The sequence below is a fragment of the Bradyrhizobium iriomotense genome, assembly GCF_018129405.1.
In the GTDB taxonomy this organism is placed as follows: domain Bacteria; phylum Pseudomonadota; class Alphaproteobacteria; order Rhizobiales; family Xanthobacteraceae; genus Bradyrhizobium; species Bradyrhizobium iriomotense_B.
The window spans coordinates 365252-378951 of the sequence record NZ_JAFCLP010000003.1 but is presented as its reverse complement, the minus strand read 5'-3'; the positions used below and the strand labels follow the sequence as shown (position 1 = coordinate 378951).

At 65.6% G+C, this 13700-nt stretch carries 14 protein-coding genes; 9 read left to right on the top strand and 5 right to left on the bottom strand.

The window, feature by feature from the left end:
* The first annotated feature begins 21 nt into the window (after positions 1-21).
* From JQ592_RS10895 to JQ592_RS10880, 4 genes are all read left to right on the top strand, one after another.
* The gene (locus JQ592_RS10895) at positions 22-771 is read left to right on the top strand and encodes an electron transfer flavoprotein subunit beta/FixA family protein (protein ID WP_130363342.1); all 750 of its coding nucleotides are present in this window, start codon (positions 22-24) and stop codon (positions 769-771) included.
* Entirely contained in the window at positions 771-1715 is a 945-nt protein-coding gene (locus JQ592_RS10890) for an electron transfer flavoprotein subunit alpha/FixB family protein (RefSeq protein ID WP_211402851.1), read from the top strand. Before JQ592_RS10895 ends, JQ592_RS10890 begins: the two co-directional genes overlap by 1 nt.
* A 209-nt stretch (positions 1716-1924) precedes the next feature.
* The gene (locus JQ592_RS10885; protein ID WP_211402850.1) at positions 1925-2806 is read left to right on the top strand and encodes a 3-hydroxybutyryl-CoA dehydrogenase; all 882 of its coding nucleotides are present in this window, start codon (positions 1925-1927) and stop codon (positions 2804-2806) included.
* Between the two features lie 195 nt (positions 2807-3001).
* A complete protein-coding gene (locus JQ592_RS10880) occupies positions 3002-3196 on the top strand; it encodes a putative motility protein (RefSeq protein ID WP_027562813.1) in 195 nt (64 codons plus the stop codon).
* Here JQ592_RS10880 and tlpA read toward each other — a convergent pair.
* On the bottom strand, positions 3193-3858 hold the full coding sequence (gene tlpA, locus JQ592_RS10875; protein ID WP_211402849.1) for a thiol:disulfide interchange protein TlpA: 666 nt from the start codon (positions 3856-3858) through the stop codon (positions 3193-3195). The two genes, JQ592_RS10880 and tlpA, sit on opposite strands and share 4 nt — an antisense overlap.
* Positions 3859-3963: 105 nt before the next feature.
* Here tlpA and argH point away from each other — a divergent pair, with 105 nt between their 5' ends.
* The 3 genes from argH to lysA all read left to right on the top strand — a co-directional run bounded on the left by argH (position 3964) and on the right by lysA (position 7025).
* The gene (gene argH, locus JQ592_RS10870) at positions 3964-5361 is read left to right on the top strand and encodes an argininosuccinate lyase (protein ID WP_211402848.1); all 1398 of its coding nucleotides are present in this window, start codon (positions 3964-3966) and stop codon (positions 5359-5361) included.
* Positions 5362-5454: 93 nt separating this feature from the next.
* Complete coding sequence (gene lptM / locus JQ592_RS10865; protein ID WP_211402847.1) at positions 5455-5736, top strand: LPS translocon maturation chaperone LptM; 282 nt, start codon at positions 5455-5457, stop codon at positions 5734-5736.
* 23 nt (positions 5737-5759) lie between these two features.
* Positions 5760-7025: a diaminopimelate decarboxylase gene (gene lysA / locus JQ592_RS10860; protein ID WP_211402846.1), complete on the top strand. Its 1266-nt coding sequence runs from the start codon at positions 5760-5762 to the stop codon at positions 7023-7025.
* Between the two features lie 202 nt (positions 7026-7227).
* Here the strand turns inward: lysA and JQ592_RS10855 are convergent, their stop codons facing one another.
* A complete protein-coding gene (locus tag JQ592_RS10855; protein ID WP_211402845.1) occupies positions 7228-8136 on the bottom strand; it encodes an NAD(P)-dependent oxidoreductase in 909 nt (302 codons plus the stop codon).
* A gap of 262 nt (positions 8137-8398) precedes the next feature.
* Positions 8399-8782 (bottom strand): carboxymuconolactone decarboxylase family protein, encoded by a 384-nt coding sequence (locus JQ592_RS10850; RefSeq protein WP_211402844.1) that lies wholly within the window; start codon positions 8780-8782, stop codon positions 8399-8401.
* A gap of 168 nt (positions 8783-8950) precedes the next feature.
* Between JQ592_RS10850 and JQ592_RS10845 the strand changes: the two genes are divergently transcribed.
* Complete coding sequence (locus JQ592_RS10845) at positions 8951-10882, top strand: TIGR02302 family protein (protein ID WP_211402843.1); 1932 nt, start codon at positions 8951-8953, stop codon at positions 10880-10882.
* On the top strand, positions 10870-12021 hold the full coding sequence (locus tag JQ592_RS10840; protein ID WP_211402842.1) for a DUF4175 family protein: 1152 nt from the start codon (positions 10870-10872) through the stop codon (positions 12019-12021). The genes JQ592_RS10845 and JQ592_RS10840 overlap by 13 nt, the downstream gene beginning before the upstream one ends.
* Before the next feature lie 238 nt (positions 12022-12259).
* Here JQ592_RS10840 and JQ592_RS10835 read toward each other — a convergent pair whose 3' ends face one another.
* Entirely contained in the window at positions 12260-12634 is a 375-nt protein-coding gene (locus JQ592_RS10835; RefSeq protein WP_211402841.1) for a response regulator, read from the bottom strand.
* A 35-nt stretch (positions 12635-12669) separates the two neighbouring features.
* The gene (locus JQ592_RS10830; protein WP_211402840.1) at positions 12670-13548 is read right to left on the bottom strand and encodes an MJ0042-type zinc finger domain-containing protein; all 879 of its coding nucleotides are present in this window, start codon (positions 13546-13548) and stop codon (positions 12670-12672) included.
* Between the last annotated feature and the right edge of the window lie 152 nt (positions 13549-13700).

Below are 13700 nucleotides of genomic sequence, written 5' to 3'. Positions count from 1 at the left end.
AAATTGAGTGAAAGAGGATCGATGAAGGTCTTAGTGCCGGTAAAGCGGGTGGTCGATTACAACGTCAAGGTCCGCGTCAAGGGCGATGGATCGGGCGTTGAACTCGCCAACGTCAAGATGTCGATGAACCCGTTCGACGAAATCGCGGTCGAGGAAGCGCTGCGCCTGAAGGAAGCCGGCAAGGCAACCGAAGTCGTGGTGGTCTCCATTGGACCTGCGCAGGCGTCGGAGACGATCCGCACCGGTCTTGCCATGGGCGCCGATCGCGGCATCCTGGTGAAGGCCGAGGGTACCGTCGAGCCGCTCGCCGTCGCCAAGATCCTGAAGAAGGTTGCCGAGGAAGAGCAGCCCGGCCTCATCATTCTCGGCAAGCAGGCGATTGACGACGACAGCAACCAGACCGGCCAGATGCTGGCCGCGCTGCTCGGCTGGTCGCAGGCAACCTTCGCCTCCAAGCTCGAGGTCGAAGGCTCTGACTTCAAGGTCACCCGCGAAGTCGACGGCGGCTTGCAGACCGTCAAGCTGAAGGGACCGGCGATCGTCACCACCGACCTTCGTCTCAACGAGCCGCGCTACGCCTCCTTGCCCAACATCATGAAGGCCAAGAAGAAGCCGATCGCGGAGAAGACCGTCGCCGATTACGGCGTCGATGTCGCCGCGCGCCTCGAGGTTCTCAAGACCACTGAACCGGCGGGCCGCAAGGCGGGTGTCAAGGTCAAGGACGTCGCCGAGCTGGTGTCGAAACTCAAGAACGAAGCCGGGGTGCTCTGATGACGACGCTTCTGATTGCCGAACACGACAATGCGTCGCTCAAGGATGCGACCAACAAGACCCTGACCGCGGCTGCCGCGCTCGGCGCGGACGTCGAGGTGCTGGTGGCCGGCCAGAACGCCAAGGCCGCGGCGGATGCCGCTGCCAAGCTTGCCGGCGTGAAGAAGGTGCTGCTCGCCGACGGCGAGCTCTACGCGCACGATCTCGCCGAGCCGCTGGCCGCGCTGATCGTCTCGCTGGCCTCGTCCTATGACGCGATCGTCGCGCCCGCGACCTCGCGCTTCAAGAACGTGATGCCGCGCGTCGCCGCCCTGCTCGACGTCATGCAGGTCTCGGAGATCATCAAGGTGGTCGCCCCCGATACCTATGAGCGTCCGATCTATGCCGGCAACGCCATCCAGACGGTGAAGTCGAAGGACGCCAAGAAGGTCATCACGGTCCGGACCTCCACCTTTGCCGCAGCAGGCGAAGGCGGCAGCGCGCCGGTCGAGACCGTGGCGGCGGCGGCCGATCCCGGCCTGTCGTCCTTCGTCGGCGAGGAGGTCGCCAAGAGCGACCGGCCCGAGCTGACCTCGGCGAAAATCATCGTCTCCGGTGGCCGCGCCATGCAGAGCCGCGAGAATTTTGCCAAGTATATCGAGCCGCTGGCCGACAAGCTGGGTGCCGGCGTCGGCGCCTCGCGCGCGGCAGTGGACGCCGGCTATGCCCCGAACGACTGGCAGGTCGGCCAGACCGGCAAGGTCGTGGCTCCCGAGCTCTATGTCGCTGTGGGCATTTCCGGCGCGATCCAGCATCTGGCTGGCATGAAGGACTCCAAGGTGATCGTCGCGATCAACAAGGACGAGGACGCGCCGATCTTCCAGGTGGCCGATTACGGCCTGGTCGCCGACCTCTACCAGGCGGTTCCTGAGCTGACGGACGAACTCGCCAAGCTCGGCAAGTAAAAGCCGTACAAAACGCCGGCCGGAGGTATAAACTCCGGCCGGTGTTTCATTTTTGAGGCGTTTTCTTTGGCGTGGGGCACGCCTTCGAAGCGATCCAATCTAGGTTTCGAGCCAAGGTTCTGATTAAATCAGGCTTCTGGTCAAATCAGACCTCCCGGCTCAGGGGATAGGCAGGGCGCGATATGCGCGCCGTTCCGGTGGATGACATTATGGCGGCAGTGATCAAGAAGGTCGGCGTGATCGGCGCGGGTCAGATGGGCAATGGCATCGCGCATGTTGCGGCGCTCGCCGGCCTCGACGTGGTGCTCAACGACGTTTCGGCCGACCGCCTCAAGTCGGGCATGGCCACCATCAACGGCAATCTGGCCCGCCAAGTCTCCAAGAAGGTCGTCACCGAGGAGGCCAAGACCAAGGCGCTGTCGCGCATCGTGGCCGCCGAGAAGCTCGACGACCTCGCCGACTGCGATCTCGTGATCGAGACCGCGGTCGAGAAGGAAGAGGTCAAGCGCAAGATCTTCCACGAGCTCTGCGCCATCTTGAAGCCCGAGGCGATCGTCGCCTCCGATACATCCTCGATCTCGATCACGCGGCTCGCCGCCGCCACCGACCGGCCCGAGCGCTTCATCGGCATCCACTTCATGAATCCGGTGCCGCTGATGGAGCTGGTCGAGCTGATCCGCGGCATCGCCACGGATGATTCGACCTTCGAGGCGGCCAAGGAATTCGTCGCCAGGCTCGGCAAGCAGGTCGCGGTGTCCGAGGATTTCCCGGCCTTCATCGTCAATCGCATCCTGCTGCCGATGATCAACGAGGCGATCTACACGCTGTACGAAGGCGTCGGCAACGTCGAGGCGATCGATGCGGCGATGAAGCTGGGCGCGCACCATCCGATGGGCCCGCTGGAACTCGCCGATTTCATCGGTCTCGATACCTGCCTGTCGATCATGCAGGTGCTGCACGAGGGCCTCGCCGACTCCAAGTACCGCCCGTGCCCGCTGCTGGTGAAATACGTCGAGGCCGGTTGGCTCGGTCGCAAGACCCAGCGCGGCTTCTACGACTATCGCGGCGCCAAGCCGGTTCCGACGCGCTGATACATTCCCCGGTGCCGTAGGGTGGGCAAAGCGAAGCGTGCCCACGCTTTTTTTGCGACCATGGTGAGGTGGTGGGCACGGCGCAAGCGCGCCTTTGCCCCCCCTACGGCACCTCGGCCGTGGGTCGACCGTGTGACAATTCATGTCCCATTAACCGCTCGCCTCTAGGTTACGGCCGGTACGAGGGTTCGCGTAATGGACATGATGGCAATGGTCAGCACCATGCTGGCCGCTCAGCAAGGCGCGCTGCAGTCGAATATTGCGGCGACGCTGACCAAGCAGAACATGGATATGGAGAAATCCACCGTCCTGACCCTGCTCGGTGCCGGTCAGCCTTCCCTCGCCAATGTCGGCCCCGGCGTCGGCGGCAATCTCAACGTCACAGCTTAAAGCGACGCGGCGGCCTTGCCCGTCGCCGCCCGGATCAGCTTGAGCGCATCCTCGCTCGCCCATTCCGCCGGCCCCGCGATCGTCGCGATCTCGCAGCCATGCGGGTCGACCAGCACCGAGGTCGGCATGCCCAGCGCTCGGCCTATGGCCTTAAGGTCCTGGAAAACCTTGGCTTTCTGGTCGTTGAAGTAGCCGAGCCGGGTCAGATTGGCCTCTTTCAGGAAGGTTCTGGGTTTTTCGGGGTCGCGGGTGTCGATGTTGATCGCCACCACCTCGAAATTCGGGTCCGACAGCTTGCCCTGGAGCTCGTCCAGCGCCGGCATCTCCTTGCGGCACGGCACGCACCAGGTGGCCCAGAGGTTCACCAGCAGCGTCTTGCCGCGAAAATCGGACAGTTTCTTCGGCTTGCCGTCGGCGTCCTCGAAGGCGAGGTCCGGCAGCTTCAACGGCGCGGTCGCCATGGTCAGCGCTGCCACCTCGCCATGGGCGAGCGGGGCGATTTTCTGCGCCGTCGCCACCGCCGGCTTGCAGTTCGGATCGCCGCCAGGAGCCCGGCTCAGGCCCAGCCCGTACAGCGCGGCGAAGCCGGCCAGCCCGCCGATCGCCACGGTGGCGATGACGAGGGGGATCCGGCGCGTGGCGGAGGGCTTTGGGTCGAGCATATCGTTTGTCATCCGGTCGCAGATATGGCTATCAGGGGCCTCTTAATACGGCTGGCTGCGGCCAGCAAACGTGGCTAGCGACAGGCAAGGCGTGAGCAGGGGATCATGAGCAACAAGATGTGGGGCGGCCGGTTCTCGGAGCGTCCCGATGAGATCATGGAAGAGATCAACGTCTCCATCGACGTCGATCGTCACCTCTTTGCCCAGGACATTGCCGCGTCCAAGGCCCACGCCGCGATGCTCGCCAGCCAAGGCATCATCACGGCCTCTGATGCGAAAAATATCGGCAAGGGTCTAGACACGATTTTGTCAGAGATCGGCAAGGGCGGCTTCGAATTCAAGCGCGCGCTCGAGGACATCCATATGAATGTCGAGAGCCGCCTGTCGGAGCTGATCGGCCCCGCCGCCGGCCGCCTGCACACCGCACGTTCGCGCAACGACCAGGTCGCAACCGATTTCCGTCTCTATGTCCGCGACGTCCTCGACGAGACCGACGCCGCGCTCGCCGCGTTCCAGCAGGCGCTGGTCGAGCGCGCGCTGGAGCATGCCGGCACCGTGATGCCCGGCTTCACGCATCTGCAGACCGCGCAGCCCGTGACCTTCGGTCATCATCTGCTCGCCTATGTCGAGATGGCCGCGCGCGACCGCGGCCGCTTCCAGGACGCACGCAAGCGGCTCAACGAGTCGCCGCTGGGCGCCGCCGCGCTCGCCGGCACCTCGTTCCCGATCGACCGCCATGCCACCGCGAAGGCGCTCGGCTTCGACCGCCCGATGGCGAACTCGCTCGATGCCGTCTCCGACCGCGACTTCGTGCTGGAGACGCTCTCGGCGGCCTCGATCTGCGCCGTGCACATGTCGCGCTTTGCCGAGGAGATCGTGATCTGGACCTCGCCCTTGGTCGGTCTGATCCGGCTGAGCGACAAGTTCACCACCGGCTCCTCGATCATGCCGCAGAAGCGCAATCCGGATGCCGCCGAGCTCGTGCGCGCCAAGACCGGCCGCGTCATCGGCGCACTGAACGGGCTGCTGATCGTGATGAAGGGCCTGCCGCTCGCCTATCAAAAGGACATGCAGGAGGACAAGCAGGGCGCCATGGAGGGCTTTGCCGCGCTGTCGCTGGCGATCCGTGCCATGACCGGCATGGTCCGCGATCTCGTGCCCGATGAAGCGAAGATGAAGGCAGCAGCCGGCGAGGGCTATGCCACTGCGACTGATCTCGCCGACTGGCTGGTGCGGACCCTGAAGATGCCGTTCCGCGAGGCCCACCATGTCACCGGCCGCATCGTAGCCAAGGCCGCCGAGGGCGGCGTGGCGCTGCACGAGTTGCCGCTGAAGGAGATGCAGGCGATCGAGCCCAAGATCACCAAGGACGTGCTCGGCGTGCTCTCGGTCGAATCGTCGGTGAAGAGCCGCACCAGCTTTGGCGGCACCGCGCCGAAGAACGTGGCGTCGCAGGCCAAGGCCTGGGCGAAGCGGCTGGAAAAAGAGCGAAAATTGGGCTGAAGGCAAAATTTCGCTTATGTTTCATGGTCATCCGGCTCTCGCCAGAGCGTGCCAATCTCTGTATGGTGCGGCCCGCGTAGTGGGGATTTCGTCGTGACGTCAAAGTTTCGCCCGGCCGGCTCGGGGTGGGCCATCATTGTCTTGAGCCTGACGGCGCTCGCGCTTGCCGGCTGCGGCCGCAAAGGTCCGCTCGACTTGCCGCCGACCGCGTCCACGGCCAATGGCGTCGCGCCGACCGACACCGAGACCGAAGCCCAGAAGACGCCGAGCGTATTCAATCCGACCTATGGTGCGGATGCCCCGCCCGCGGCGCCCAAAGGCAAGAAGAAACCGTTTATTCTCGACCCGCTCCTGGACGACAAGCCCAGCCGGTAGGCTGGGGCAACCGAGCCAACGCCATGAACCATTTCGATTATCGCAACGGCGTGCTGCACGCCGAGGCGGTGAACCTGTCCGAGCTCGCCGCAACTGTCGGCACGCCGTTCTATTGCTATTCGACCGCGACGCTGGAGCGGCACTACCGCGTCTTCACCGAGGCGTTCGCCGGCGAGAAGGTGCTGGTCTGCTACGCCATGAAGGCGAACTCCAACCAGTCGGTGCTGCGCACGCTGGCCAAGCTTGGCGCCGGCGCCGACGTGGTCTCGGGCGGCGAGTTGAAGCGCGCGCTGGCGGCCGGCATTCCCGCCAGCAAGATCGTGTTCTCCGGCGTCGGCAAGACGGAAGACGAGCTGCGCGCTGCGCTCGCCGCCGACATCCTCTGTCTCAACGTCGAATCCGAGCCGGAGCTCGAACTGCTGTCGCGCCTTGCGACCGAGATGGGCAAGACCGCGCGCATCTCGCTGCGCGTCAATCCCGACGTCGATGCCGGCACGCATGCCAAGATCTCCACCGGCAAGTCCGAGAACAAGTTCGGCATCCCGATCGTGCATGCCCGCGAGGTCTATGCGCGCGCCGCAAAGCTGCCGGGTATCGAAGTGACCGGCACCGACGTGCATATCGGCAGCCAGATCACCGACCTCTCCGGCATGGAGACCGCGTTCCGCATTCTCTCCGAATTCGTGCAGACGCTGCGCAGCGACGGCCACGACATCAGCCACGTCGATTTCGGCGGCGGCCTCGGCATTCCCTATTACATGGATCGCGAGGCGCCGCCGGCGCCCGCCGCCTATGCCGCCATGGTCAAGCGCGTCAGCCATAATCTCGGCTGCACGCTGATGTTCGAGCCGGGCCGCATGATCGTCGGCAATGCCGGCATCCTGGTCGCCAAGGTGATCTATGTGAAGCACGGCGACGGCAAGAACTTCGTCATCATCGACGCCGCCATGAACGATCTGATCCGCCCGACGCTGTATGAAGCCCATCATGACATCCTGCCGGTGACGCAGCAGGCGAAGGATGCCGCCACGATCACGGCCGACGTGGTCGGCCCGGTCTGCGAGACCGGCGACTATCTCGCGCTCGACCGCACGCTGCCGACGCCGAAGGCAGGCGATCTCCTCGCCATCATGACCGCCGGCGCCTATGGCGCCGTGCAGGCCGGCACCTACAACACGCGTCCGCTGGTGCCCGAGGTGCTGGTGAAGGGCGACCAGTACGCCGTGGTGCGCCCGCGCATCGAGGTCGAGCAGCTGATCGCGATGGATAAGCCCGCGCCGTGGCTGTGAGGCGGTGAGGGGCGCGACGGCGCTTCAACAATTTCGGCGTCGTCCTGGCGAATGCCAGGACCCATTAACCCCGGGAAGTAATTTGGCGCGAAGCTGGTAACCACGAGTCTTCGCCAAACCTCTCCCTGGGGTAATGGGTCCTGGATCAGCGCTCGCTCCGCTCGCTTGTCCAGGACGACGTGGATGGGGGATGCGCGAGAAACTACTTCCCCGCCAATCCGCCCTTTGCTCCACCCACCACGACCCCCGCCTTCTTCTCGATCGGCTTGATCGCCGCGGTGAAATCCGACTCCGCGCCTTCCGCGCTGATCACGGTCTCCCACAGCCGTCCGACCGCATCGGCGACCTCCATCGACAGGCCGAGCTGCTTCATCTCCTGCAGCGCCAGCCGCACGTCCTTCACCATCAGCCCCGTGGCGAAGCCGAAATCGAACGTGCGCGGCAGCACCGAGCGCGGAAACTTGTCGCGGCTTGCGGTGTTCATGCCCGAGCCCGCATTGATGACGTCGATCATCACGGCGGGATCGAGCCCGGCTTTCACGCCCATCACCACGGCTTCCGACGTCGCCACGATCGCCGTGGCCGACAGGAAATTGTTGGCGAGCTTCATGGTCTGCGCCGCGCCCGGCTTTTCGCCGATGAAGAACACCTTTCCGATCACGTCGAGCGCGGGCTTGAGCAGCTCGAACTCCGCCTTCGGCCCAGAGACCATCACCGCCAGCGTGCCCTTCTCGGCGCCGCCGACGCCGCCGGAGACGGGAGAGTCGATCTGCACGATGTCGCGCTTGGCCAGGAGGCCGTGAATCTTCGCGGCCATCGCCGAGCCGACGGTGGAGAGATCGATGAAGCGTTTGGCACGCTTGCCCTCGATCACGCCGTTCGCGCCCGTGGCAACCTCGAGCGAAGCCTGCAGCGAAGGCAGGCTCGCCATCACGGTCTCGACCTGGTCGGCGACGTCCTTCGGCGATGACGCAGCAGCGGCACCGCGCGCCACCAGCTTTTCGACGACCTCCTCGCGCGTGTCGAACACGACGAGCCGGTTGCCGGCCTCGATCAGCCGCCGCGCCATCGGGAAACCCATGTTTCCGAGCCCGATGAATCCGATGTCCATGGTGTTTCCTTGTGTTTGTTATTCGTTGTGGTCGTGAAAATCCGCGCTCCATCCCCCGTGTCGTCGCGGACAAGCGCGCCTCAAGCGCGCGCAGATCCGGGACCCATAACCCCAGGGAGGAGTCGCAGCGCGAAAGCGGTCACTCCGAGTCCCCGCAACCACGTGGTCCTGTGGTTATGGGTCCCGGATCAGCGCTACGCTGCGCTTCGCTTGTCCGGGACGACGGAGGTGAGGGCGTTGTGTCCCTCACTCACGCGCCTCATCACGCCTTCCCATCGATCTCCGCGAACACCTCGCGCGCGATGCGGAAGCTGTCGACGGCGGCCGGCATGCCGCCGTAGATGGCGACCTGCATCAGGATCTCGCGGATCTCCTCGCGGCTGACGCCGTTGGTCAGTGCGCCCTTGAGATGCGCGCGAAACTCGTGCTGGCGATTGAGGATCGCGATCATCGCGATGTTGAGCATGCTGCGGGTCTTGCGCGGCAGCTCCTCGCGGCCCCACACCGTGCCCCAGCAATATTCGTTGAGCATCTCCTGGAACGGACGGTTGAAATCGTCGACGTTCTTCAGGGCATTGTTGACATAGGCTTCTCCGAGTACCGCATTGCGGACCTCGAGGCCCTTGTCGTGCATCTTCTTGTCCATGGCGTTTCCTTCATTTCCCTCAGGTGGCGGCGCGGAAATTACGGGGTTGCGGCGGGCCAGTCACGTCCTCGTGTTATGCGGGAAAAGGGGTGTCTCCCGTACAGGAACGGATGCCTCAGTGCTGCCGTTGTGGTACGCTTCACTCTACCGGGCAACCTGGAGAGCTGATTGAACGGCGTCACCCCCGACCCGTCAGACCCGATCCGCGATGGCGACGCTCTGTCGCGGCTGAAGCTGGCGCAGGCCCTCGACAGGGCCATCTATGCCATCGCGTGGGAGCGTGCCTGGCCAAATCTCGCGCGGCTGCTGACCGTCATCGGCCTGTTCCTGGTGGTGTCCTGGGCGGGTCTCTGGCTGGCGCTGCCGTTCCTGGCCCGTGCCGTCGGTCTCGTCATTTTTGCCGGCATTGCGATCGCCGCGCTGTTTCCCCTGCTTCGGTTCCGCTGGCCGAGCCGCGAGGAAGCGCTGGGCCGGCTCGACCGCGGATCCGGCATCCGTCACCGCCCGGCCACCACTCTCACGGACACCCTGACCTCGCAGGACCCCATCGCGAAGGCGCTGTGGCAGGCGCAGCGTGAGCGCACGCTGGCTTCGCTCAAGCGCATCCGTGCCGGTCTGCCGCGCCCGCGGCTCGCGCTCCACGATCCCTGGGCGCTGCGGGCGCTGGTCATGGTGATGCTGGTTGCGACCTTCTTCGCCGCCGGCGACGAGCGCGCGATGCGCCTCGGTGCTGCCTTCGATTGGAACGGCGTGCTGGCGCCGACCAACGTTCGCGTCGATGCCTGGGTCACCCCGCCGCTCTACACCGGCAAGCCGCCGGTGATCCTGTCGGCGGCGAACAAGGAAGCCGCAGCGCTGCCGGCGAGCGGTCCGCTCGCCGTTCCCGCCGGCTCGACCCTGATCGTGCGCTCTTCCGGCGGCAACCTCGATGTCGTCGTCTCCGGCGGCCTGAAGGAGGTCGCTCCCACTGAAGCCACGCCCAAGGGCACCAACGAAAAGCATTTCGCCATCACCGCCGACGGCACCGCGCATGTCCGTGCGCCCTCCGGCCAGCCGCAATGGGCGTTTGCGGCGACGCCCGATCGCGCGCCGACGATCGCGCTCGCCAAGGATCCCGAGCGCCAGGCCCGCGGCGGACTCCAGCTCTCCTACAAGATCGAGGACGATTACGGCGTCACCGGCGCCGAGGCGCAAATCGGCCTGCGCGCCGCCGATGCCAAGGATTCCGGCAAGAACGACACCAAGGCCGCCGCGCGGCCGCTGTTCCAGCCGCCGCAATTCCCGCTGGTGCTGCCGAATGCACGTACCCGCAACGGCGTCGGGCAGACGGTCAAGGACCTCAGCGAGGATCCCTATGCCGGTGCCGACGTCACGCTGACGCTCACCGCCAAGGACGAGGCCGGCAACGAGGCGAGAAGCGAGCCGTTCAACATGCGCCTGCCCGAGCGCCTGTTCACCAACTCGCTCGCGCGCGCGCTGATCGAGCAGCGCCGCATCCTCGCGCTCGACGCCAACAAGAATTCCGACGTCTACGCCGCGCTCGATGCGCTGATGATCGCGCCTGAATTGTTCACGCCGGATGCCGGCTGCTATCTCGGCCTCCGGAGCCTCGCTGCCCAGCTCGAGGCGGCCCGCACCGACGATGCGTTGCGTGACGTGGTGGCGAGCATGTGGGCGTTCGCGGTCACCATCGAGGATGACGGTGTCGCCGGCAGCGTCAACGCCGCTCTGCGCTCGGCGCAGGACGCGCTGAAGCGCGCGCTGGAACGCGGCGCCAGCGAGGACGAGATCAAGGTGCTGACGCAGAAGCTCCGCGAGGCGATGGCCGGCAAGGTGCGCGATCTCGCCCGCCGCGCCGAGCAGAATCCGCTCGGCCCCCGGCAGCCATTCCCGGCGGAGGTCCAGCTCATCCTCGACAAGGCCATCGAGCTGCGACAGAAGACCCAGCATGCGACGGCGGAACAGCTCGAGGAGCTGGCGCAGCAGCAGGACGCACTTCGCCAGCAGCTTCAGGCCTATCGGAAGTCGGCGAGCAACCGGGGGAAGGCGGGCAACGACGGGGCCAACCAGTTTACGCGGGACCGGAAATGCGGAAGCTAGCGCGCGTGCCAGTCTTCAAGGCGATCCCGATCGCCTGCTTCGCCCTGCTGTTGGGCGGCGTCTCACCGGTCGCTGCCCAATTGGATCAGGATCCCGATGCGCTGCTCGACAGCGCCGAAAAGGCAATGCAGGATTCCGGCGACAGCCTCAGGCAGAAGGAATCCGGCAAGAGCCTGAGCAACCAGTCCGACGCGATCCAGAAGCTCGAGGAATACAAGCGGGCGACGGAACGGAGCCAGTCCTCCAGCCGCGATCGGAACGTCATCACGCAACGCGATCTCGACGAGCTGCTGAAGCAGATCGAGAAGGCGGCGCGCGAGGGCAATCGCGAGGCGGCCCAGCGCATGCTCGAGCAGCTCGCGCAGATCATGGAAAATCTCCAGATGGCGCAGCCGGGGCAATCCGGCGACAGCGACATGGAGCAGGCGCTGAACGAGCTCAGCGACATGATCCGCAAGCAGCAGCAATTGCGCGACAAGACCTTCAAGCAGGGCCAGGATTCCCGGCGTGACCGCTCGCGCGGCAAGCAGGGCGACCAGTCGATGTCGGACCTCCAGCAGGACCAGCAGGCGCTGCGCGATCGTCTGAAGAAGCTGCAGGACGAACTCGCCAAGCGCGGCCTCACGCAGAAGGCGCCAAAGGGCCAGAAAGGTCAGCAAGGGCAGAAGGGCCAGCAGGGCGATCCGGGACAGTCCGGCCAGGATGGCGATCAGGATGGCGATCAGGGCGACGACGATGGCAGCCTGGATGCCGCCGACGGCGCCATGGGCGATGCCGGCTCGAAGCTCGGCGAGGGTAATGCGGATGGTGCCGTGGACTCGCAGGGCAAGGCGCTCGACGCCCTGCGCAAGGGTGCGCAGAAGATGGCCGAGGCGATGCAGCAGGGCGATGGCGACGGGCAGGGCGATGGTCCCGGCAACCGGGCCGGCCGCCAGCAGAGCGGCGGCAATCAGACCGACCCGCTCGGCCGTCCGCTGCACGGCCGTGAGTTCGGCGACGATTACACGGTCAAGATCCCCGGCGAGATCGACGCCCAGCGTGTCCGCCGCATCCTCGAAGAGCTCCGCCGCCGCCTGGGCGATCCCTCCCGCCCGCAGATCGAGCTCGATTACATCGAGCGGCTGCTGAAGGATTTTTAGAGGCGATAGCCTCGATGCCTCCCCAATGTCGTCCTGGCCTAGTGCGCAATTGCGCACGGGAGCCAGGACCCATTACCCCAAGGAGGCGTTTGGCGCAGGCCGGTTGCCCGGTACGACTTCCATTTCCGACAGATGCATCACGCGGTATGGGTCCTGGCTTTCGCCAGGACGACGGCGAATGTGTAGCGGCGGCGTCGCATCATAGAGGCATAGCCGACGCAACCGCGGCCGCCGCCGGCTACCCTTTCTTCGCCGCCAGCGCATCGGCCACCGCCGTGCGAATATCCGCAACCGAGAACGGTTTTGTCACGACATCATGCACCAGCGCATTCAAGTTCGAGGCGCGCTCGCGCTGGTCGGCAAAGCCGGTCATCAGCAAGATGGTGAGGGTGGGGAAATCGCGCGCGGCAGAGAGCGCCAGCGCGATGCCGTCCATGACGGGCATCTGGATGTCGGTCAGCAAGAGATCGAACGCGCCGTCCTCGCGGGTCAGGATTTCCAGCGCTTCGGCGCCGTCCTGTGCGGTCACGGTCTCGTGGCCGTCCATGGCGATGGCGCGCGCCACCAGCGTGCGCATCGAATCCTCGTCGTCGGCGATCAGGATTTTCGGCATGAGATCAACCTTGGGACCAACCTCCCGTGCGACGACTATACGCTGCCGCCGGCGATGTCGCGCCGGTTGAAGAAGCGAACGTCGATATTGCGGCCCTCCGGCGGCGGCGAGGCCAGGCGTGAGCGGAAGAAGGCGCGCTCGCCAGGCTGCAGCACGGTCTGTTCCAGCACGGTATTCCAGGCGTAGATCTCCGCGCCCTGCGCATCGCGCACGGCAAATCGCAGCCGCGGGATATCGAGCGGCTTCTTGCCCTGGCCGACGATCACGCCCTCGATCACCAGCACCTGCTTACCGTCGACGGTCTCGCTGGACAGCTTGACGTCCTTGAAGGCCAGCCCGCGCACATTCACCTCGAGCCCGACCATCTTGTAGAAGGCCGCCGTCTGCGGCAGCAGGCGCACCACGTCGGCGCGCCACATGATCAGGGCCAGTACAAGCGCGGCCATGGCGGCGCAGGCGGTCGGCAGGCCGAAATAGGATTTTCGCGGCGCCACAGCGGGTGCCGGACGCTTCACCCGCGCTCCGCGTCGGCTGAACAGGCCACGGAACCAGGATTGGTGCTGCGCGCCGACGGCTTCTTCCTCGGCGGCCCGGGCCGCCGCTGACCACTCGTCCTCGATCTCCTGGGCGCCTTCGGCCGGCCAGTCGCTGGCAATCGACGGGCTGTCGACCACGGGCGTATCGGCGGCGTTATCGTCCTTGGCATAGGAGTTCCACTGCTCGGCGAGGTCGGATTGGTCGTCGGCCCGGCTGGCCGCGGCCATGGCCGGCACGGACGCCTCCTCGATGGCATCCTCGGCATAGGCGACCCAGGTCTCCTTGCAGCGGGAGCACCGGACCGTCCGTCCGTTCGCCCCCAGGCTCGCGGGCTTGATGGCGTAGGATGTCGTACAATGGGGGCAGACGATATGCATGGACGAGCCTTGATGCATGGACTGGTCTTGATGACCCGGAGAGCCGGTTGCCCTGAATGCTACAAGGCGACCGTTAACGAACCGGAAACCATAACGGTCGCAAAAACCGTTGATCGCGCATGGCAGCGCGCCGCGTCGCTTCTATCGCCCCC